This is a genomic window from Lelliottia sp. RWM.1 (assembly GCF_016859735.1).
In the GTDB taxonomy this organism is placed as follows: domain Bacteria; phylum Pseudomonadota; class Gammaproteobacteria; order Enterobacterales; family Enterobacteriaceae; genus Enterobacter.
In genome coordinates this window covers 22181-44314 of record NZ_WLVC01000028.1, presented here as the reverse complement: position 1 = coordinate 44314, position 22134 = coordinate 22181, and the positions used below count along the sequence as shown (strand labels likewise).

At 51.2% G+C, this 22134-nt stretch carries 21 protein-coding genes and 2 tRNA genes; 12 read left to right on the top strand and 11 right to left on the bottom strand.

The features are described 5' to 3' along the window. Positions 1-15 precede the first annotated feature (15 nt). Positions 16-1347 carry an amino-acid N-acetyltransferase gene (gene argA / locus GF617_RS18060; protein ID WP_181620609.1) on the bottom strand — a complete coding sequence of 444 codons (1332 nt, stop codon included), beginning with the start codon at positions 1345-1347 and terminating at the stop codon, positions 16-18. Positions 1348-1574: 227 nt separating this feature from the next. On the opposite strand from argA, the gene amiC reads away from it, so the two are divergent. Further along, on the top strand, positions 1575-2828 hold the full coding sequence (gene amiC / locus GF617_RS18055) for an N-acetylmuramoyl-L-alanine amidase AmiC (RefSeq protein WP_181620608.1): 1254 nt from the start codon (positions 1575-1577) through the stop codon (positions 2826-2828). A gap of 89 nt (positions 2829-2917) precedes the next feature. Here the strand turns inward: amiC and GF617_RS18050 are convergent. After that, positions 2918-2994: transfer RNA gene (locus tag GF617_RS18050), tRNA-Met, on the bottom strand. 94 nt (positions 2995-3088) lie between these two features. Beyond that, positions 3089-3165, bottom strand: a tRNA-Met gene (locus tag GF617_RS18045). Positions 3166-3373: 208 nt separating this feature from the next. Between GF617_RS18045 and mltA the strand changes: the two genes are divergently transcribed. Next, a complete protein-coding gene (mltA, locus tag GF617_RS18040; RefSeq protein WP_181620607.1) occupies positions 3374-4471 on the top strand; it encodes a murein transglycosylase A in 1098 nt (365 codons plus the stop codon). Positions 4472-4580: 109 nt separating this feature from the next. After that, entirely contained in the window at positions 4581-5387 is an 807-nt protein-coding gene (tcdA, locus tag GF617_RS18035) for a tRNA cyclic N6-threonylcarbamoyladenosine(37) synthase TcdA (RefSeq protein WP_181620606.1), read from the top strand. Here tcdA and csdE read toward each other — a convergent pair. Then, the gene (csdE, locus tag GF617_RS18030) at positions 5378-5824 is read right to left on the bottom strand and encodes a cysteine desulfurase sulfur acceptor subunit CsdE (RefSeq protein WP_203452196.1); all 447 of its coding nucleotides are present in this window, start codon (positions 5822-5824) and stop codon (positions 5378-5380) included. The two genes, tcdA and csdE, sit on opposite strands and share 10 nt — an antisense overlap. Continuing rightward, on the bottom strand, positions 5824-7029 hold the full coding sequence (csdA, locus tag GF617_RS18025) for a cysteine desulfurase CsdA (protein ID WP_203452195.1): 1206 nt from the start codon (positions 7027-7029) through the stop codon (positions 5824-5826). The genes csdE and csdA overlap by 1 nt, the downstream gene beginning before the upstream one ends. A gap of 191 nt (positions 7030-7220) precedes the next feature. Here csdA and GF617_RS18020 point away from each other — a divergent pair, with 191 nt between their 5' ends. The 4 genes from GF617_RS18020 (at position 7221) to rlmM (ending at position 10244) form a co-directional block, all read left to right on the top strand. Continuing rightward, positions 7221-7448 carry a YgdI/YgdR family lipoprotein gene (locus tag GF617_RS18020; protein ID WP_181620603.1) on the top strand — a complete coding sequence of 76 codons (228 nt, stop codon included), beginning with the start codon at positions 7221-7223 and terminating at the stop codon, positions 7446-7448. A 349-nt stretch (positions 7449-7797) separates the two neighbouring features. Next, positions 7798-8715, top strand: a complete 918-nt coding sequence (gcvA, locus tag GF617_RS18015) for a glycine cleavage system transcriptional regulator GcvA (protein ID WP_181620602.1) — start codon at positions 7798-7800, stop codon at positions 8713-8715. A gap of 40 nt (positions 8716-8755) precedes the next feature. Continuing rightward, positions 8756-9151: a DUF423 domain-containing protein gene (locus GF617_RS18010; protein ID WP_181620601.1), complete on the top strand. Its 396-nt coding sequence runs from the start codon at positions 8756-8758 to the stop codon at positions 9149-9151. Continuing rightward, positions 9144-10244 (top strand): 23S rRNA (cytidine(2498)-2'-O)-methyltransferase RlmM, encoded by a 1101-nt coding sequence (rlmM, locus tag GF617_RS18005; protein WP_181620600.1) that lies wholly within the window; start codon positions 9144-9146, stop codon positions 10242-10244. Before GF617_RS18010 ends, rlmM begins: the two co-directional genes overlap by 8 nt. 47 nt (positions 10245-10291) lie before the next feature. Here the strand turns inward: rlmM and fucR are convergent, their stop codons facing one another. The 6 genes from fucR to queF form a co-directional block, all read right to left on the bottom strand. Next, entirely contained in the window at positions 10292-11008 is a 717-nt protein-coding gene (gene fucR, locus GF617_RS18000) for an L-fucose operon activator (RefSeq protein WP_203452203.1), read from the bottom strand. A gap of 153 nt (positions 11009-11161) precedes the next feature. Then, a complete protein-coding gene (xni, locus tag GF617_RS17995; protein WP_181620599.1) occupies positions 11162-11920 on the bottom strand; it encodes a flap endonuclease Xni in 759 nt (252 codons plus the stop codon). 111 nt (positions 11921-12031) lie between these two features. Further along, positions 12032-13399, bottom strand: a complete 1368-nt coding sequence (locus GF617_RS17990) for an L-serine ammonia-lyase (protein WP_203452194.1) — start codon at positions 13397-13399, stop codon at positions 12032-12034. A 61-nt stretch (positions 13400-13460) separates the two neighbouring features. Beyond that, complete coding sequence (locus tag GF617_RS17985) at positions 13461-14750, bottom strand: HAAAP family serine/threonine permease (RefSeq protein WP_181620597.1); 1290 nt, start codon at positions 14748-14750, stop codon at positions 13461-13463. Positions 14751-15274: 524 nt separating this feature from the next. After that, entirely contained in the window at positions 15275-16639 is a 1365-nt protein-coding gene (gene ppnN / locus GF617_RS17980) for a nucleotide 5'-monophosphate nucleosidase PpnN (RefSeq protein WP_181620596.1), read from the bottom strand. A gap of 114 nt (positions 16640-16753) precedes the next feature. After that, a complete protein-coding gene (gene queF, locus GF617_RS17975; protein ID WP_203452193.1) occupies positions 16754-17596 on the bottom strand; it encodes an NADPH-dependent 7-cyano-7-deazaguanine reductase QueF in 843 nt (280 codons plus the stop codon). Positions 17597-17665: 69 nt separating this feature from the next. On the opposite strand from queF, the gene syd reads away from it, so the two are divergent. From syd to gudP, 5 genes are all read left to right on the top strand, one after another. Then, a complete protein-coding gene (gene syd, locus GF617_RS17970; protein ID WP_203452192.1) occupies positions 17666-18211 on the top strand; it encodes a SecY-interacting protein in 546 nt (181 codons plus the stop codon). 629 nt (positions 18212-18840) lie between these two features. Further along, positions 18841-19170: a YqcC family protein gene (locus tag GF617_RS17965; protein ID WP_181620593.1), complete on the top strand. Its 330-nt coding sequence runs from the start codon at positions 18841-18843 to the stop codon at positions 19168-19170. Next, positions 19167-19946: a tRNA pseudouridine(65) synthase TruC gene (gene truC, locus GF617_RS17960; protein ID WP_181620592.1), complete on the top strand. Its 780-nt coding sequence runs from the start codon at positions 19167-19169 to the stop codon at positions 19944-19946. The genes GF617_RS17965 and truC overlap by 4 nt, the downstream gene beginning before the upstream one ends. Positions 19947-19967: 21 nt before the next feature. After that, positions 19968-20417: a flavodoxin gene (locus tag GF617_RS17955; protein ID WP_181620591.1), complete on the top strand. Its 450-nt coding sequence runs from the start codon at positions 19968-19970 to the stop codon at positions 20415-20417. A 363-nt stretch (positions 20418-20780) separates the two neighbouring features. After that, positions 20781-22133 carry a galactarate/glucarate/glycerate transporter GudP gene (gene gudP, locus GF617_RS17950; protein ID WP_203452191.1) on the top strand — a complete coding sequence of 451 codons (1353 nt, stop codon included), beginning with the start codon at positions 20781-20783 and terminating at the stop codon, positions 22131-22133. Position 22134: the final 1 nt, after the last annotated feature.

Below are 22134 nucleotides of genomic sequence, written 5' to 3'. Positions count from 1 at the left end.
GTGAGGGCATGAACATCAGCCTAAATCAGCCATCAGTACTTTAGAGCGGCGTTGATAGTTGTACATCTCTTTCTTACTCTCTGGCAGCGAATCAATGTCGACTGGCGTAAATCCGCGTTCCTGGAACCAGTGGATACTGCGCGTCGTGAGTACAAAGAGTTTACTTAAACCAATCTGGCGCGCCTGAGCTGCAACGCGCTCAAGCAGCATTTCGCCGCGAGACGAGCTGCGGTAGTCCGGGTGAACCGCGACGCAGGCCATTTCACCGATCTTCTCTTCCGGGAAGGGATAGAGCGCGGCGCAGGCGATGGTCAGATTATCACGCTGGATGATGGTGAATTTGTCGATCTCCATCTCCAGTTGTTCGCGGGAGCGACGAACCAAAATACCCTGTTGTTCTAACGGGCGAATCAGTTCCAGAATACCGCCAATATCATTGATGGTGGCGCGACGGATCTGCTCAGCACTTTCCATCACGATCTGCGTGCCAATACCGTCACGGGAGAACAGCTCCTGCAGTAATGCACCGTCTTCCTGATAACTGATGAGGTGGCTACGGCGAACACCGCTACGACAGGCTTTTACCGCCCCCCGCAGGAAACGTACTGTCCCGGAGTGATAGTCACCTGCTGCTTCCAGCTCTTCTACACGCGCTTGTGCTTCATTCGGGAATAGTTCGGGCACAATGACACCCAGATCGTTGACCACGCCCTGAGAAGAGCAGAAGCCAATCATTTTTTCCGCTTTCAGTTTGATAGCCAGTTGAGTGGCGATCTCTTCCGAGGTGAGGTTAAAGCTTTCTCCGGTGACGGAGACGGCGACAGGACCCATCAGCACGATAGCGCCGCTGTCCAGTTGACGGTGAATGGCCTCTTCATCAATACGGCGAATACGACCGCTGTGGCAATAATCAACACCATCGTCCACGCCAAGAGGCTGAGAGATGATGAAGTTGCCGCTAACCACGTTAATATGTGCGCCCTGTAACGGTGTGTTGTTAAGGCTCATGGATAAACGTGCCGTGATTTCCAGTTGAAGCAGTCCGGCTGCCTGTTTAACCAGTTCGAGCGATTTGGCGTCTGTTACACGGATATGCTTGTGATATACCGGTTCATGGTGATGGGCAGACAGGTTGGCATCGATCTGTGGACGTGCGCCATAGACGACGACCAGCCGAATCCCGAGGCTGTGCAGTAAGCCGATATCATTGACAATACTGGAGAAATTTTCATGCTCAATGGCTTCCCCGCCAAGCATGATGACAAACGTCTTTCCCCGATGGGCATTGATATAGGGAACAGAATGGCGGAATCCCTGTACCAGTTCGGTTCTACGTTCCTTCACCATGACACAACCCTTAATGAATGTTTATTCGTAATTTTTGTATTTTTATTCGATTATCGCCGCGCGCGCAAGCCTAAATTTTCAGTGAGACATGGAAATTAATAAGTAATGGCTGCGTTAGCGTATGATTGTTTACCCTTTTATAGATGACAGCTTATGCGTCATTCGTTAAAGTTTTCGGTCAATCTGGACGTTTTACTTATAAATTTGATTTCTTGCTCGGGAGAAGCATGTCGGGATCCAAAACAACAATAAGCCGCCGCCGCTTGTTACAAGGGGCCGGGGCGATGTGGTTGCTTAGCGTCAGTCAGGTCGCCTTTGCCGCTGTCAGTCAGGTGGTGGCTGTGCGCGTCTGGCCGTCGTCGACCTATACGCGCGTGACAGTCGAGTCCAACCAGGTGCTGAAATATAAGCAGTTTGCTCTCAGCAATCCTGAACGTGTCGTGGTGGATCTTGAAGGCGTTAACCTGAACTCGGTCCTGAAAGGGATGGGGGCGCAGATCCGTGGTGATGATCCCTTCATTAAATCTGCACGAGTGGGGCAGTTTGACCCGCAAACCGTGCGAATGGTATTTGAGTTAAAACAGAATGTTAAGCCTCAGCTGTTTGCGCTAGCGCCGGTCGCTGCCTTTAAAGAGCGTCTGGTGATGGATCTCTATCCTGCCAATGCGACGGATATTCAGGATCCTTTGCTGGCGTTACTCGAAGATTACAACAAAGGCGATCTTGAACGGCAGGTCCCGCCTGCGCAAAGCGGCCCGCAGCCAGGTAAAGCCGGACGCGATCGTCCGATTGTGATCATGCTTGATCCTGGGCACGGAGGCGAAGACTCTGGTGCTGTGGGGAAATATCGCACGCGTGAGAAAGATGTGGTGCTGCAAATTGCGCGTCGCCTGAAGGCTCTGATCGATAGAGAAGGTAACATGCGGGCCTATATGACGCGTAATGAAGATGTCTTTATTCCGCTGAAGGTTCGTGTGGCAAAAGCGCAGAAACAGCGCGCGGATCTGTTTGTCTCCATCCATGCTGATGCCTTTACCAGTCGTGAGCCGCGTGGCTCCTCGGTGTTTGCGTTGTCGACAAAAGGGGCTACCAGTACCGCAGCACGATATCTGGCAGATACCCAGAACGCCTCCGACCTTATCGGTGGTGTGGGCAAGAGCGGCGACCGTTATGTCGATCACACGATGTTCGATATGGTGCAATCATTAACGATTACCGATAGCCTGAAATTTGGTAAAGCGGTATTAGGACGGCTTGGCAACGTCAATAAACTGCATAAAAATAGTGTCGAACAGGCGGGGTTTGCCGTTCTTAAAGCGCCGGATATTCCGTCGATTTTGGTTGAAACGGCGTTTATCAGTAACGTGGAAGAAGAACGAAAGCTAAAGACGGCGAAGTTCCAGCAGGAAGTTGCAGAGTCGATTCTGGCGGGGATAAAGGCGTATTTCTCGGACGGGGCTACGCTCGCCAGAAGAGGGTAGTGTCATAATACCGGGTGATTGCCCGGTAAATTCACAGATTTCAGATACAAAAAAACACCCATCAGGGTGTCCATTGTTTTTTGAAGAATTGGTTGCGGGGGCCGGATTTGAACCGACGACCTTCGGGTTATGAGCCCGACGAGCTACCAGGCTGCTCCACCCCGCGTCCGTCTTTCTGCTACTAATGTCCAATCACACCAGCGTTTTCGCTTCATTGTGATTCAAACTGCTTTGCAGAACTTACTGCATCAAATTTTAATTGGTTGCGGGGGCCGGATTTGAACCGACGACCTTCGGGTTATGAGCCCGACGAGCTACCAAGCTGCTCCACCCCGCGTCCGTGGATGCGCACTATACTCTGCTGGCTTTCTGATGCAACCCTTTTTCACATAATTCGTCACATTAGTATGTAAATTGAACGACTTTGCGTTCTTTGGACTATTTTTTGCGCAAAATTTGCCAAAGGATGTGTGATGACATTTCTTTAGCCCGGGTGGTTTGTTATCTTCATCACGCGGAAACAGGCAACTTAAAGACGAGATATAATGAAAGGACGTTGGGCGAAGTATCTGATGACGGGCACAATGGTAGCTATTCTTGCGGCGTGCTCCTCAAAACCGACCGATCGCGGTCAACAGTATAAAGACGGGAAATTTACCCAGCCTTTCTCTTTAGTTAATCAACCCGATGCCGTTGGCGCACCGATCAACGCAGGGGATTTTGCCGAACAGGTTAATCAGATCCGCAGCGCATCGCCGCGTCTGTATGGCTCGCAGAATTCGGTTTATAACGCAGTGCAGGACTGGTTGAGAGCGGGTGGTGATACACGCACGATGCGCCAGTACGGTATTGATGCCTGGCAGATGGAAGGGGCAGATAACTACGGCAACGTCCAGTTTACGGGCTATTACACACCTGTTATTCAGGCTCGTCATACCCGTCAGGGCGAATTCCAGTATCCCATCTATCGTATGCCGCCAAAACGCGGCCGTTTGCCTTCTCGTGCAGAGATCTACTCCGGTGCATTGAGCGAAAACTATGTCCTGGCATACAGTAACTCGCTGATGGATAACTTCATTATGGATGTACAAGGCAGCGGTTATATTGATTTTGGTGATGGTTCTCCGCTTAACTTCTTCAGCTATTCCGGCAAGAACGGGCATGCTTACCGCAGTATCGGCAAAGTATTGATCGATCGTGGTGAAGTGAAGAAAGAAGATATGTCGATGCAGGCGATCCGTGAGTGGGGCGAAAAACACAGCGAAGCGGAAGTGCGCGAACTACTGGAACAAAATGCCTCGTTCGTCTTCTTTAAGCCGCAAAACTACGCGCCAGTTAAAGGAGCAAGCGCAGTGCCGCTAATTGGCCGTGCGTCTGTCGCCTCGGATCGTTCAATTATCCCGGCAGGCACAACGCTGCTCGCGGAAGTTCCTGTGCTGGACAATAAAGGCAAGTTTAGCGGTCAGTACGAGCTGCGCCTGATGGTGGCGCTGGATGTTGGCGGGGCAATCAAAGGCCAGCACTTCGATATTTATCAGGGGATCGGTTTCGACGCCGGACATCGTGCAGGCTGGTATAACCACTACGGCCGTGTGTGGGTGCTGAAAGCGGCTCCTGGTGCAGGCAACGTATTCAGCGGTTGATTGTGGTATTCTGAGCGTCTTGTTACCCGGTCGCATTTCGCGTTTCGGGCCTACGGATAACTGAGCAGGGGTGAGGGAATAACCTCACCCTTTTTACATCTGAGGTTTTATGTCTGTGGTAATCAGCGATGCCTGGCGTCAGCGTTTTGGCGGTACGGCGCGTTTATATGGTGAAAAAGCCCTGCAACTGTTTGCAGATGCACATGTTTGCGTCGTTGGGATTGGCGGGGTTGGCTCCTGGGTGGCGGAAGCGTTGGCCAGAACCGGTATTGGTGCTATCACGCTAATTGATATGGATGATGTCTGTGTAACCAACACAAACCGACAGATCCATGCCCTGCGTGACACCGTTGGCCTGGCTAAGTCGGAAGTGATGGCCGAGCGAATTCGTATGATAAACCCGGAATGTCGTATCACGGTGATAGATGATTTCGTCACTGCAGACAACGTTGCTGACTACATGAGTAAGGGTTACAGCTACGTGATTGACGCGATCGACAGTATCCGTCCGAAAGCCGCACTGATTGCTTATTGCCGTCGTTATAAGGTTCCACTGGTGACAACGGGCGGGGCGGGTGGACAAATTGACCCAACACAGATTCAGGTGGCCGATCTGGCAAAAACGATCCAGGACCCATTGGCTGCCAAACTGCGTGAGCGCCTGAAAAGTGATTTTAACGTAGTGAAAAACAGCAAGGGTAAACTCGGCGTTGACTGCGTATTTTCAACTGAGGCACTGGTTTATCCGCAATCAGACGGTTCAGTGTGTGCGATGAAAAGCACTGCGGAAGGGCCAAAGCGCATGGACTGTGCATCAGGATTTGGTGCAGCCACCATGGTGACTGCTACCTTTGGCTTTGTGGCAGTATCTCATGCCCTGAAGAAGATGATGGCGAAAGCGGAACGTCAGGCATGAGCCTGACGCGCTGCATCCAGAACCGCTTCGCTGAGTGCGGTTAATCCCTGGCTGCGTGAGGCGCTCAGTTGCGCGCTCAAGCCCAGTTCATCAAACAGTGCCAGAGGCGGTTGTTCCAGCAGTTGTTCAGCTGTTTTCCCTTCGACCGCCGTCAACAGTATAGCCAGCAAGCCGCGCACGATGCGGCCTTCGCTGTCACCAAAGAAGTGCAACCTGCCATCGGATACTTTAAATCCCAACCAGACGCGGTTTTCACAGCCAGCGATCTCTGCTGCCTGCGTTTTCATCTCATCAGACAGCGTGGGCAACTGCTTGCCCAGCATAATCAGTTGACGGTATTTATCTTCCCATTGTGTCAGCGGGCTGAAAGTCTGCTTTAACGTCTCTTCTGTGATCGTCGTGCCGAAGGGATGTCCGGCAAATACAGGGTTAGTCATTAATCCACCAGGAGTTCAAGGGCACGATCAACGGCAGCAATCAGCGCCGCAACATCGTTTTGCGTATTATAGGGGGCAAAAGAGGCACGCAATGTACCACTGACGCCGAGGGCTGCCAGTAGTGGTTGCGCGCAATGTTGTCCGGCACGCAGGGAGATGCCATATTCAGCGAGCAGCGTTACCATATCGCTATGATGAACGCCTGCGAAATCGAACGCCAGCAGGCTTGAGTCTTGCGCACGAAACGACCGGAAACCAGGACGCTTTTTGAGCTCTTCCTCTGCAAGTGTTGCCAGACCACGGCTCCAGCTTTCAGCCTGGACGATATCCAGATCGGCGAGCCATTCCAGTGCCGCGCTCAGGCCAATCACGCCAGCTACATTCGGTGTACCTGCTTCCAGACGATAAGGTACATCCTGAGTTTTAAAACCCTCGAAGGTGACTTCGGTAATCATTTTCCCGCCGCCAAGCCACGGTGTCATTTGCGCCAGCAGCTCTGGCTTCCCGTACAGCACCCCGATACCCGTTGGGCCATACAGTTTATGTCCTGAGAAAGCATAGAAGTCGATATCGAGTTTTTGCATATCTGCCGGAAAATGCACAACCCCCTGCGCGCCGTCGACCATAACCACAATGCCGCTGGCGTGCGCGACATCAATGGCCTGAGCCAGGTCCGGGCAGCCGCCAGTCACGTTGGACATTTGCCCCAGTGCCAGAATCTTGCTACGCGAGGTGATGATTTCTGGCAAACGCGCTACATCCGGGAGTAAACCAGCGCCAAGCGGGAGTTTGACGATGTGCGCGCCGGTCTGCTCAGCGACCATCAGCCACGGAACCAGATTGGCGTGATGTTCTGCCTCGCTCACGATTATCTCATCACCGGGTTGCAGGAGAGGTCGGGCGTAACACTGGGCAACCATGTTAATGGCCTCAGTGGTTCCCCGCGTCCAGACGATGTTCTTTCCGCTGTCTGCATTGAGCAGGCGAGCGACCTGATCACGGGCGGCCTCATAGCGTTCAGTTAAGCGTTGTGCTGCTGCAAACTGGCTACGATGAACGTTGCCTGCGCTCAGGCTATAAAACTGCGCTGTAGCCTCAATGACGGCCAGCGGTTTGAGTGCCGTCGCGGCGCTATCAAGATAGACAGCAGCGTCGGCCAGCGCGGGAAACTGCGCGCGAAAGTGTGCGGGGCTGAAAGCGTTCATGGTATTCCTCATTTCAATCCGTTGATCGTCGCGCAATTTACGCAGCAGGGCAAGACAGATGTCTTTGTCGGAATAGTCTGTTTATCCCTGACCCTTTGGAAAAGCAGGTTATGCTAAATAGTGTTAGGTGAATGTTTTAGCCTGTTTTAAATCGAGGTTTAAATAGTATTTATTGCTGAAGGAGAATAATCATGAAAAAGACAGCCGCCATCCTTTCTGCCTGTATGTTTACCTTTGTCCTGAGTGCCTGTTCGGGTAACAACTATGTAATGCACACCACTGACGGCCGTTCTATCGTCTCCGAAGGGAAACCAGGAACGGATAATGACACCGGGATGATCTCATACAAAGATGCGAACGGTAACAAGCAGCAGATCAACCGGACTGATGTGAAAGAGATGCAAGAGATTGAGCATTAACAATCGATAAGCGAAAAAAAAGCACCGCAAATTGGCGGTGCTACATTAATCACTATGGACAGACAGGGTAAATGTACAGGAAGTGAAAAATTGGTAGCCTGGCTACCGTGGTCTGAATCGCAGACCAATTGCAAACACAACAACACAACATCACAACCGTAAGCCAAAAGCCCTTCAGAACACGCATTCCAAAAAAAGCTTTTCGTTCCGGCTCAGGAAGTGCCGCCACTATAGGTATTTGCTGGTAGTTCCTCAACGGACAAATTATAATGGCTCAGATTAAAAAAACTAATAGGTTAACTGTTGTTTCCTATATGTTAAATGCTGTTAACATCTAAGCCAGATAACCATGTCGAAGCGATTACCACCTCTAAATGCATTACGTGTTTTTGATGCAGCAGCACGTCATCTGAGTTTCACTCGCGCAGCCGATGAGCTTTTTGTGACACAGGCCGCAGTAAGTCATCAAATCAAGTCTCTCGAGGATTTCCTGGGCCTCAAGCTGTTTCGTCGCCGCAACCGATCGTTGCTATTAACGGAAGAGGGGCAGAGTTATTTTCAGGATATTAAAGAGATTTTTTCCCAGCTTACCGAAGCGACGCGCAAGCTACAGGCGCGCAGTGCAAAAGGCGCGCTGACAGTCAGTTTATTGCCCAGTTTTGCCATTCAGTGGCTGGTTCCCCGACTCACAAGCTTTAACTCAGCTTATCCGGGAATCGACGTGCGGATCCAGGCTGTGGACCGTCAGGAAGATAAGCTAGCGGATGATGTCGATGTGGCGATTTTTTACGGGCGGGGCAACTGGCCTGGATTACGTGTTGAAAAATTATACGCAGAATATCTGTTGCCAGTCTGCTCTCCGGTTTTATTGACCGGCGATAAGGCGTTGAAAACGCCAGCTGATTTAGCGCAACATACGTTATTACATGATGCTTCTCGCCGTGATTGGCAAACTTATACCCGGCAATTGGGTCTTAATCATATAAATGTGCAGCAAGGCCCCATTTTTAGCCACAGTGCGATGGTGTTACAGGCTGCAATACACGGGCAGGGCGTAGCGTTGGCAAACAACGTGATGTCCCAGTCCGAAATTGAGGCGGGCCGCCTGGTCTGCCCTTTTAATGATGTTCTGGTCAGCAAGAATGCGTTTTATCTGGTTTGCCATGACAGCCAGGCAGAACTGGGTAAAATAGCCGCCTTCCGGCAGTGGATTCTGGCGAAAGCGGCGAGCGAGCAAGAAAAATTCCGCTTCAGGTATGAACCATAACTTTTTGTGTGCCGAGCACGCATCACTTTAGGACAGAAACATGACCAGCCGATTCATGCTGATTTTTGCCGCGGTGAGTGGCTTTATTTTTGTCGCACTGGGCGCATTTGGTGCGCATGTGTTAAGCAAATCTTTAGGGGTTGTAGAGATGGGCTGGATCCAGACCGGCCTTGAATACCAGGCGTTTCACACGTTGGCTATTTTTGGCCTGGCTGTTGCGATGCAGCGTCGTATCAGTATCTGGTTTTACTGGAGCAGTGTTTTCCTGGCGTTGGGTACGGTGCTGTTTAGCGGCAGCCTATACTGCCTGGCGCTTTCACATTTACGCCTGTGGGCGTTTGTTACACCTGTCGGTGGCGTAAGCTTCCTGGCAGGTTGGGTATTGATGTTAATCGGAGCAATCCGTCTGAAACGCAGGGGCGTTGTCCATGAATAAGGTTGTTTTATATTGTCGCCCAGGGTTTGAGAAAGAGTGCGCCGCGGAAATTACGGATAAGGCCGCTAAACGCGAAGTGTTCGGGTTTGCGCGCGTAAAAGAGAATGCGGGCTATGTGGTGTTCGAGTGCTATCAGCAAGACGATGCCGACAAACTGGCGCGTGAGCTACCATTTAGCTCACTGATCTTTGCTCGTCAGATGTTCGTTGCCGGTGAATTACTCAAGGATCTCCCGCCGGAAGACCGCATTACGCCTGTCACGGGTATGTTGCAAGGCGTGGTAGAAAAGGGGGGCGATCTGCGCGTTGAAGTGGCGGATACCAATGAAAGCAAAGAGCTGATGAAGTTCTGCCGTAAATTCACCGTCCCACTTCGTGCAGCGTTACGTGATGCAGGCGTGTTGACGAACTATGAAACGCCAAAGCGCCCGGTTGTACATGTTTTCTTTATCGCGCCTGGTTGCTGTTATACCGGTTATTCGTATACCAATAACAATTCACCGTTTTACATGGGTATCCCACGTCTTAAGTTCCCGTCAGATGCTCCGAGCCGTTCAACACTTAAACTTGAAGAGGCGTTCCACGTCTTTATTCCGGCTGACGAATGGGATGAGCGCCTGGCAAACGGTATGTATGCCGTTGATCTGGGGGCATGCCCGGGCGGATGGACCTATCAACTGGTGAAACGCAATATGTGGGTTTCTTCGGTTGATAATGGTCCAATGGCGCAGAGCCTGATGGATACCGGACAGGTGACATGGTTGCGTGAAGATGGCTTCCGCTATCGCCCAAGCCGCAACAATATCACCTGGATGGTGTGTGATATGGTTGAAAAGCCCGCCAAAGTGGCTGCGCTGATGGCGACATGGCTGGTCAATGGCTGGTGTCGCGAGACGATTTTTAACCTCAAACTGCCAATGAAAAAGCGCTACGAGGAAGTCTCGCAGAACCTGGCATTTATTGAAGAGCAACTGAGTGCGCAAGGCATTAATGCTGAAATTCAGGCACGCCAGCTTTACCACGACCGTGAAGAAGTGACTGTACATGTGCGTCGCTGGTGGGCCGCGGTGGGTGGGCGTCGCGACGAGCGATAATCTGTTGTTATGCTCTGACTGGGTGGCGGTGAACGCCTCCACCCAGGTTATCTTGCGGTAATCTGCGCATCAGAAATGATGTGCGTCACGTCATCAAGATGCCCGATACGGGCTTCCCCCGAACGGTTAAATTTGCTTTTATCGATCAGCAATAGTGATTGTGCAGTACGTTTAAGCAAAAGTGATTTGTAATCAGCATTAACCGTATTTGAATCCCACAGCACGCCGCTGTTATCAATACCTTCGCAAGAAAAAACAAACAGATCGATCTCAAACGATCGGAGCTGAGAAATGAGCGAGGGATTGACATAACATCCATATTTACGCTGCAGAGTGCCACCTGAACAAGTGAGCTGTATGTGTTTACGTTTACTGAGCGTCTGGCAGACGGGCTGGCTGTTTGTGAAAACGTGAAGGTCGATATCGGGTAATTGCCGGGCTAAATACCAACAGGTTGAACTGGCATCCAACGCTATCACCATTCCTTCTTCAATCCAGGATAAGGCTTCGCGGGCGATATCCGCTTTGTGCGCATAATGGCTTTTCAGGCGACTTTGGAAGGGGTCACCGCTGTCCTGGTTTTCCCGATGAATGTATTTCGCTCGTCCGTGATTGCGGAGTATTTTCCCCTGCGCCTGCAGTTCACTGAGATCGCGGCGGATCGTCTCTTTGCTGACGCTAAGTGCTACGGACAAGGCTTCAGTTGTCAGGCTCTTATGGTTTATCAGCAGGTCCAGAATGGCTAGCTGGCGGGCCTCTTTCATGATTAATCGTCCCATCATCTGACGAACACCCGCGTTACGCGGGCATACCGGCATGAGATTACGGCGTTACCTCATCATTTAAAAGCGTATTTCCGTGCGGCGTAAGTACTCCTGTGATGTCCGTCGCAAAGGTTCCACACGTGCCATCGAGATTTATTCTCTTACCCAGCGTAATTGCTGTAGGTTGCCATCCAGTTGTAAATCCGTCTGCAGGCGGGCAATCTCGCGGCATGTGAATGCCATCTCTTTGTGTACTTCAAGTTTTTTGCGCCATTTCTCCGGTATGTCTTCCAGATGGGCATAAATTCCCTCCAGATCCTGAAAATCCGTTAACAACTGTGCTGCGCTTTTAGGCCCGATTCCTGCCACCCCAGGGACTTTTGAACTGCTGATGCCTGCCAGCCCCCAGTAGTCGGGGAGTTGTTGTGGCGATACCCCAAATTCACTGGCAATAAACGGAGCATCGAGCCAGCGTTTCTGGAAGTAGTCGCGGATGCGAATGGTGGGAGATAATAACTGGCAGTAACCTTTATCGGTCGAGACAATCGTCGCCTGATGCCCGGCTTCCGCCACTTTAACGGCAAGTGTTGCGGCCAGATCGTCGGCTTCATTACCTTGCGCACCCCAGCAGGAAAAACCGTATTGCTCAAAGGCCGAGCGGATTATGGGCATTTCAGCATGAAGATCTTCAGGCATCGGGGCTCGTCCTGCTTTGTAATCAGGCAGGCGCTGATGCCTCCAGCCGGTATTACGTGCTTCATCATCGAATACGGCAACCACGTGGGTTGGCTGGCTATGGCGAATAAGCTGTTCCAGCGCATGCAGGCAGGTGTCTTTACAGGGTGTGCCTTGTACCGCATGAATGCGGCGAATGAGGTTGAGTGCGTCGACGATAAGCAAATGAACAGCCACAGATAATCTCCCTTAAATCTACTGGGTAAAGGGTAACACTGTCGGTGGGATGAAACGAATAGCGTTGGAGCAAATGGGAAGAAGCCTCGCAAAACGAGGCTTCTTTTGGACTTAATCGCAGGTCACGATCTTCATCGCCAGGCCACCACGAGAGGTTTCTCGGTATTTGGCGTTCATATCTTTACCCGTTTCGTACATGGTTTCGATGACTTTATCGAGACAGACTCGGGGTTCGCTGGTGCGACGCAGTGCCATGCGCGCGGCATTGACCGCTTTCACAGAGGCAATAGCGTTACGTTCGATGCAGGGAACCTGAACCTGTCCTGCTACCGGGTCACACGTCAGGCCTAGGTTGTGTTCCATACCGATTTCGGCGGCAATACACACCTGTGCCGGGCTTGCCCCCAACAGTTCAGCCAGACCGGCTGCTGCCATAGAGCAGGCCACGCCGACTTCGCCCTGGCAGCCAACTTCAGCGCCAGAAATAGAGGCGTTCATCTTATACAGCGAACCAATGGCACTGGTGACCAACATGTAGCGAGCCAGTGAGTTTGCGTTCACTTCGCGGATAAATTTGTCGTAATAGGCCAGAACTGCCGGAACGATGCCGCATGCGCCGTTTGTTGGCGCAGTGACTACACGTCCACCGGCGGCATTTTCTTCGTTAACGGCCAGTGCAAACATGTTGATCCAGTCTACAACCGCCATTGGGTCGGTGGTGGTTTTGTCTGTGCTGACCAGCATACGACGAAGTGCAGCTGCACGACGTGGCACGCGTAGTTTGCCAGGCAGTACGCCTTCGGTGGTGATACCACGCTCGATACCGCCGCGCATCACGTCCCAGACGTTGGCAAAGTGCTGTTCCAGCTCTTCTTTGCTGTGCAGCGCCAGCTCGTTTTTCATCATCAGGCCAGAAAGCGATAAACCGGTTTCCTGGCAATGACGTTGTAAATCTGCAGCATTCTTGTACGGGTAAGGCACAGCAACCGTTGCGTTGTCCGCCTGACCAAAATGGTCTTCGTCGACGATAAAACCGCCGCCGATGGAATAGTACGTTTGGCTGTAAAGCACTTTATCGCCTGCCAGCGCAGTAATACGCATCCCATTTTCGTGCAGCGACAGGTTGTCGGCATGGAAATTCATGCACTGATCAACCGGGAATTCAACTTCGTGTTCGCCGTTTGCCAGTAGCAAACGACCGTGAGTATTCACGTCCTGGATGAAACCAGGGATTGCGTCAATATCAACGGTATCAGGCAGGTTACCCGCCAGACCCATGATAATGGCGATATCGGTATGGTGGCCTTTACCGGTGAGGGAAAGGGAACCGTAAACATCGACAACCACGCGGGTTGTGTCGTGCAAAATGCCGCGTGAAATCAAGTCATCCGTGAATTGTTTACCGGCTTTCATTGGCCCGACAGTGTGAGAGCTGGAAGGACCAATACCGATTTTAAAGATATCGAATACGCTAATCATGATGCGTCCATTGCTATCAGTCAGAGGAGGAGTGCGCCGCCCGAAGACGGCGCAGGAGGTATTAGCTGAACAGTGAGTAGAAAATCGCAGAGATGGCAATCAGACCCATAATCACAACGAATACGTTGCTGATATGGCCGCTGTATTTACGCATCGCGGGTACTTTCTGAATCGCGTACATCGGCATCAGGAACAGAATCATCGCGATAATCGGGCCGCCCAGCGTTTCGATCATGCCAAGGATGCTAGGGTTCAGGGTTGCAACTGCCCAGGTGGTCACCAGCATGAACAATGCAGTGATTTTGTTCAGTTTGTTGATTTCAATGCTCTTACCTTTACCGCGCAGAGATTTGATCACCATACCGTTGAAGCCTTCACGAGCGCCCAGATAGTGGCCCAGGAAGGATTTGGTGATCGCGATAATCGCGATGATAGGTGCCATCCACGCAATTACAGGTGCATTAAAGTGGTTTGCCAGGTAAGACAGGATAGAGATGTTCTGCTCTTTCGCCGCAGCCAGATCCGCTGGAGAGAGGCTCAGTACGCAGCTAAAGACGAAGAACATAACGGTCAGAACCATCATCACATGAGCACGAGCCAGGATGCTGGAGCACTTTTTCTCTGCGCCATTGCCGTACTCTTCACGCTTCGCAACAGCAAAAGAGGAGATGATTGGGGAGTGGTTGAAGGAGAAGACCATAACCGGAATGGCGAGCCACAGGGTCAGTAGCAGGCCGTTACCCGTTGTTGATGCACTGCTCAGTGACAGCGTTTCCAGGGCTGCGCCGTTCCAGTTAGGAATCAGGTAGCAAGCCAGTACCATCAGGGCAATCACGAACGGGAATACCAGCACGCTCATCGCTTTTACAATCATCTGCTCGCCGAAGCGTACGATGGTCATCATACCTACGATCAGAATCAGAGACAGGATGGCACGTGGTGGTGGTGTCATGTGCAACTGGTGCGTCATGAAACTTTCAACGGTGTTGGTGATAGCCACGCTATAAACCAACAGAATCGGGTAAATCGCGAAGAAGTAGAGCAGGGTGATCAGTTTACCCGCGCCAACGCCAAAATGTTCTTCAACCACTTCGGTGATGTCTTCACCTGGGTTTTTACCGGAAAGCACAAAGCGGGTCAGGCCACGGTGTGCAAAGAAGGTCATTGGGAAGGCAATGATTGCCATAATAATTAGCGGAATAAGACCGCCAACGCCTGCGTTGATTGGCAGGAATAATACACCAGCGCCGATTGCTGTGCCGTAAAGGCCAAGCATCCACATGGTATCGGTTTTGCGCCATCCACTTCGGGATTCAATCGAAGCAACGGTGCTGGTTTGAGTGGTTTCCATCTGTATCTCCTGGAGGAAGCAAATTGTCAGGTTTTTAGTCAAATCCGATGAAAAAGTGCCTGACGGTAATATGAAATTCGTTCAGTGACGGTTTTTTAATAATTTTTGCCCGTAACTATTGGCGGGCGGAAAGATACATTCTAGTTATGAATCTATCAGTGATCGCGATCCCAAATGCAATAATCTACTTTTGATGTGGGTATCTTTAGACCATTTATCTGTTAAAAAAACATCAAAGAGAATTTACGGGCGCGAAGGCTACCATTAACAATATATGTCATGAAAGCCTGACCAGTGAGATAGGCGTCTTACGCTGTAAAGAGATGCGATTTTAGTGTTTTCTTGCGGGTAATTTAGATTAAGGATGATAATTTGTGGTCAATAAAACGAAGTAATCGTTTGCGTTCGGCCGATTATGTAAGAGTCATAAGTAATATCTATTTGTTACCTGGGGTATGAGGAGAGAATAAAAAAAGCCGGATAGCGATTGCGCGATATCCGGCCTGATGAGAAGTGCAGGAGTGTTACGTGCAAATCTCGTAACAAGGGATGTAAGCAGAGCCCGGTAACTTCATGCGGTGCTGGGCAACAAAACCCTGCAGCATGTCATCCATACGACGCATCATCTCCCGGTCGCCATGAATTTTATACGGGCCAAACTGTTCAATGGCACGAATACCCATCTCTTTCACGTTACCCGCGACGATACCAGAGAAGGCTCGGCGCAGGTCGGCAGCCAGAACCTCAACCGGTTGATCCGGGTAAAGCTTCAGGTTTGCCATATTCTCGTGCGAAGGCTCGAACGGAACTTGCAGATCTGGAGCAATACGAATTGACCAGTTGAAGCTGTAGGCATCGCCGGTATCACGGCGATTCTCTTTCACCAACGGCATCGCTTTTTTCATCTGGCGTGCCACTTCCGCCGCATCATCAATGATAATGCGATAGTGACGACGAGCCTCTGCGCCTAGCGTATGAACAATAAATTCATCCAGCACGCGGAAGTAATCGGCGCTCTCTTTCGGCCCTGTCAGGATCAATGGCAGAACCTGATCTTTGTTGGCCGGGTTCATCAGAATACCGAGCAGGTAAAGTAGCTCTTCCGCTGTACCTACACCACCAGGGAAGATGATGATCCCATGAGCGATACGGACGAAAGCCTCAAGCCGCTTTTCGATATCCGGCATGATGATCAGCTCGTTAACTAATGGGTTAGGTGGCTCAGCCGCAATAATGGACGGCTCAGTCATGCCGATAAAACGCCCTTCTTTATAGCGTTGTTGAGCATGACCCACTGCCGCCCCTTTCATCGGGGCTTCCATTGCGCCAGGGCCACACCCTGTACAGATATTTAATTCGCGCAGACCCAACTGTGTCCCCACCCGGCGGGCGTAGAGATATTCGGTCTCATTAATCGAATGGCCACCCCAGCACACCACCATATTTGGCGCTTCACCGACATGCAGCGCGCGGGCGTTTCGCAGAATAGAGAACACCAGGTTGGTAATATGAACGGAGCTTTCCAGGTCGAGATGCTGGAAGCGGCCTGCGTTGTGGATCTGTCCGTTAACAAACAGGATATCGCGTAGTACGGCAAACAGGTTGGCCTGGAGTGAGCGAATAATTCGTCCGTCGACAAAGGCGTCTTCCGGCGGGTTAATCACTTCCAGTTTTACGCCACGCTCGCGGCGCAGCACGTTGATATCAAAGCTTTCGAAGCGTGACAGCAGCTCTTTGCTGTTATCGGTCAGACTTCCGGAGTTCAGTACGGCAAGTGAACAGTTACGAAACAGTTGATAAAGGTCGCTACTGGCCGTGCGTTTAAGCATGTCCACTTCCAGCTGCGACAACATATCCATTGAGCCAAGCGGGCTAATATGTGTAATCAAGTGAGCTCCTTACGGGACGATTATCGTCTTTCCCTGTTGATTACAATAGCCCTGGCTTATGACGTTTCACAACCCAAAGCGCGGAATGAACCGCGCATATTTTCAAAATAAATGTTACTGACGAACCAAACGACCGGTTGCCGGAACAAAATCGGTGTTGGTGCGCCATGGGTTGATATCCAGCCCACCACGACGGGTATAGCGTGCATATACGCTTAGCTTCTCTGGCTGACTAAAACGTTGAATATCGTTGAAGATGCGCTCCACGCACTGTTCGTGGAACTCGTTATGGTGACGGAACGACACCAGATACCGCAGCAGTTTTTCGCGGTCGATTTTCGGTCCACGGTACTGGATTTGAACGGAACCCCAGTCAGGCTGATGCGTGATCAGGCAGTTGGATTTCAACAAATGGCTGACCAGCGTCTCTTCCACCACGTTGCTGCGGGTTGCATTTTCGAGATAGTCAGCACTGAATTCATAACTCTCGATTTCAATCTCTTGATCGTCGATACAGGTTCCATGGAAGTGGGCAATTGGCTGGCCTTCCAGTTCATCCAGACGATAAAGTGAAACCGTCACGTCTCCTTGCGCGCAGGCGCTTAAATCCCGTACCAGGGTGCGCTGGACATCATCCCAACTGCTGAATTTTGTCTGGTTAAAACTGTTGAGATAGAGCTTGAAGCTTTTCGATTCCACCAGATTGCTACTGGCATAATCCAGTTCAACATGGCCTACGGCAACTTGTGGCAGGCCACGGGCGTTAAGCCAGGAGAGTTCATACAGCGTCCAGATATCGCCGCCAACAAAAGGGAGTGCATCCGCATGCAGTCCTAATGGATCGCGGTTTAAGCTACGTGGGACACCTTGCAGCAATGTTGCATCATAGGTGTCGCGGTAGTCAGTCGATTTGCCCAGCGTTAAGCCCGTTAACGCCTGATGATTTTCGTAAGACATGTTTCATTGCCACTTTACAGGTACACTTAGGGGCTGAGTTTATCCTGTCTTACGAGAAGAGAGAAATCGGTGGATATTGAAACGGCAAATGCGCTAACTGCATTCACAACACGCTACTGCGATGCATGGCACGAGGCAAAGGGAACATGGCCGCAAAGCACTGACTTATATGGTGTTCCTTCACCGTGTGTTATCTCTTCTGTGGATGATAGCGTGATCTGGCAACCTCGGCCTTTTACCGGTGAGCAAAATGTAAATGCGGTTGAACGCGCAATGGACCTTGTGGTACAACCAGCCCTTCATGCGTTTTATACCACTCAGTTTGCAGGGGATATGGTTGCCCAGTTTGCTGGCACTGCCCTGACATTGCTGCAAACCTGGAGTGAAGATGATTTGCAGCGTGTTCAGGAAAATCTGATTGGACACCTGGTCACGCAAAAGCGTCTTAAACTATCTCCGACACTTTTTATTGCAACGCTCGACAGTGAACTGGATGTGATTTCCGTCTGCAACCTGTCTGGTGAAGTGATCAAAGAGACCATCGGAACCCGCAATCGTGATGTTCTTGCCCCTTCACTTGCGGATTTCCTCACCCGGCTTGAGCCTCTTCTGTAATCCATCGTGCTACTAAGCGTGTGAGAGATCTCTTACAAGGTTTGTGAGAGATCGCCGTATTAGTAAGCTTCGTCTTATCACATCAATATTTCTATCCTTTTATTTTTCAGTTGGTTATATTTTTTTTGGCCGCCTGAAGTGGTAATAAGACGCTTACATGGCTTACGGAGTGGGTTGTAAGACGAAGCGGAATAGCGGATTCTATCTCTGTCGACAGGAAGCCGGCACGAGAAACGAACATCAGGATGATGGCGTTTCTCACTCAGGACACGTCGGGATGGCGCGACAGGAAGGCTTCAGGATGAAGCAAAAGGATAACGCAGGACGCGTAAGGGACACCTCCAGGAAGGAGAATGGGAGCCGGTCAGGATGATTGGTGGGTCAGGAAGGCCAGGACGTTTCGGGATGAAACATTCACATCAGGATGATGTGAGCAGGATGCAGCGGTTTAAGGATGACCAGGCCCTCGGGCTTCAGGAAAAGTTGTCATGGATGAGCAGGGAGCACGAATTGTAGCTGGAATGCTGCGAAACGAACCGGGAGCACTGTTTTTACAGTGCTCCCTTTTTTTATTTCCCGTTCTGCAATGTTATGCTGCGCGCCATTGTGTTTTTCGGTCGAGGTTTTTCATGACGCATCACGATAGCGTACGTGCCCAGTTGCACGCCATCGAAGCAGTATTGCGCCAGCATCAGGTGTGGCAAGAGAGTTCACCGCAGCCAGAGGCGTTCGCCAGTACACAGCCTTTCTGCCTGGACGCCATGGAACCTTTTGAGTGGTTACAGTGGGTGTTGATCCCACGTATGCACGCCCTGCTTGATGGGCATCATCCACTTCCCCAGAATTTTGCTATCGCACCCTACTACGAAATGGCAGTAGATGCTGCACATCCTGCCCGTGAAGTGATCCTGGTTGAGTTACAACGTCTGGATACGCTTGTTTCCGGTGATAATGCATGACGCTGGAAATTCTTTACCAGGATGAGTGGTTGGTTGCGGTCAATAAACCCTCGGGCTGGCTGGTACATCGTAGCTGGCTGGATCGCGATGAAAAAGTGGTTGTGATGCAAACCGTGCGTGACCAGATAGGCCAGCATGTGTTTACCGTCCACCGTCTGGACAGGCCAACGTCCGGCGTGCTCCTTATGGGGTTATCAAGCGAAGCGGGGCGTTTATTGTCCCAACAGTTTGAACAGCATCAGATCCAAAAACGCTATCATGCCATTGTGCGTGGCTGGCTAATGGATGCCGCAACACTTGATTACCCGCTGGTTGAAGAGCTGGATAAAATCGCCGATAAATTTGCCCGCGATGATAAAGGTCCGCAGCCTGCAGTAACGGATTATCGTGGTCTGGCAACCACAGAGATGCCCGTTGCAACCAGTAAATTCCCAACCACACGTTACGGCCTGGTTGAGCTGGAGCCGAAAACCGGGCGCAAACACCAGCTGCGACGCCATCTTGCGCATCTTCGCCACCCGATTATTGGTGACAGCAAGCACGGTGATTTACGCCAGAACCGTAGCGCAGCGGAACATTTTGGCTGCAATCGCCTGATGTTGCATGCAAGCCAGCTCAGCCTGACGCACCCTTTCACCGGAGAGCCCCTGACGATTCGGGCGGGGTTGGATGAGGTCTGGATGCAGGCGCTGTCACAGTTTGGCTGGCTGGGACAACTCCCCGAAAATGAAAGGGTTGAGTTTGTGTCAGGCAACGTCCAGGATGAACAGCAATAGCAAAAACGAAGGGAGCAAAGCATGGCTGAAGTCGGAATTTTTGTCGGCACAATGTACGGTAACTCACTGCTGGTAGCGGAAGAAGCCGAAACCATTCTCGCCAGCCAGGGCCATAAAGCCACGGTTTACGAGGACCCGGAACTGACTGATTGGGAAAAGTACAAAGATAAATACATCCTGGTCGTGACCTCGACGACAGGCCAGGGTGATCTGCCGGACAGCATTGTGCCTCTTTTCCAGGGCATCAAAGATCAGCTCGGCTATCAGCCTGATGTTCACTACGGCATTATTGCTTTGGGTGACAGTTCATACGCCAACTTCTGCGGCGGTGGGAAGCAGTTCGATGCACTCCTTCAGGAGCAAAGCGCGCAGCGCGTAGGCGACATGCTGCTTATCGATGCGGGCGAGCATCCCGAGCCTGAAAGCGAATCCAATCCCTGGGTTGAGCACTGGGCAACACTGCTGAAATAACATAATGCCCGGCGGTGCTTCGCTTGCGCGAGCTTACGGGCTTTGTCGGCCGGGTATGGCGTCACCCGCCACCCGGTGAGACAGATCTCTCAAAATCATCATTTCCGTGAAGTCCCCCCCATTCCTTTGGGCTTTTGCCCCAAACAACCTCTCTCACTTCTTTTAATGTTGTGTTCATGCACGGTGAGCGAAAGAGTCACTCCTTCATATACTTTTTCCGTCAGTTACCAAAAAAGGCAGTGTTTCACTATAAAACGGCACTACGCCGTACCAAAACTGCCAAACACTAACCTCACATTCTGATTACCCTACAGGTGCTGTACAGAATGGACCAGGCGAAAGCTATGATTCAGGAGTGCAACAATGAGTACATTAAGCCACGCGGCGAGCAGCGCTGAAAAGCGTACCAATGCTCGCTACTGGATAGTGGTGATGTTGTTTATCGTCACATCCTTTAACTATGGTGACCGCGCCACGCTGTCGATTGCCGGTTCAGAAATGGCAAAAGATATCGGGCTTGATGCGGTTGGCATGGGTTACGTTTTCTCCGCATTTTCATGGGCCTATGTTATTGGCCAAATTCCCGGCGGCTGGCTGCTTGACCGCTTCGGCTCCAAACGCGTCTATTTCTGGTCCATCTTTATCTGGTCGATGTTTACCCTGTTACAGGGGTTCGTCGATATCTTCAGCGGGTTTGGCATCATCATTGCGCTCTTTACCTTGCGCTTCCTGGTGGGGTTAGCTGAAGCACCTTCTTTCCCGGGTAATAGTCGCATTGTTGCCGCCTGGTTCCCGGCGCAGGAGAGAGGAACGGCAGTCGCAATTTTTAACTCTGCACAGTACTTTGCCACGGTTATCTTCGCACCCATTATGGGCTGGCTGACGCATGAAGTGGGCTGGTCACATGTCTTCTTCTTTATGGGCGGGCTTGGGATCGTTATCAGTTTTATCTGGCTGAAAGTGATCCACGAACCGAACCAACATCCAGGCGTGAACAAAAAAGAGCTGGAGTATATTGCTGAAGGTGGAGCGCTGATCAACATGGATCAGAAAGCGACCAAAGCAAAAGTGCCGTTCGGCCAGAAATGGGCGCAGATCAGGCAACTCGTGGGTTCACGCATGATGATTGGCATCTATCTGGGCCAATACTGTATTAACGCCTTAACCTATTTCTTTATTACCTGGTTCCCGGTCTACCTGGTGCAGGCGCGCGGGATGTCGATCCTGAAAGCTGGCTTTGTTGCTTCTATCCCGGCGGTGTGCGGTTTTGTGGGGGGCGTGTTAGGTGGGGTGATTTCCGACTGGCTGATGCGTCGCACGGGCTCATTGAACATCGCCCGTAAAACACCGATTGTGCTCGGGATGTTGCTCTCGATGACAATGGTGTTCTGTAACTACGTAAGTGCTGAGTGGATGATCATCGGCTTTATGGCGATGGCCTTCTTTGGCAAAGGCATTGGCGCACTGGGCTGGGCGGTGATGGCAGATACCGCGCCAAAAGAGATCAGTGGCCTGAGCGGCGGGTTGTTCAATATGTTCGGTAACATCTCCGGCATTGTCACGCCAATAGCCATCGGCTACATCGTGGGTACAACCGGATCGTTTAACGGCGCACTGATTTATGTGGGAGTTCATGCCCTCGTGGCAGTACTGAGCTACCTGGTTCTGGTGGGTGATATTAAACGTATCGAACTCAAACCTGTGATGGAGCGCTGAT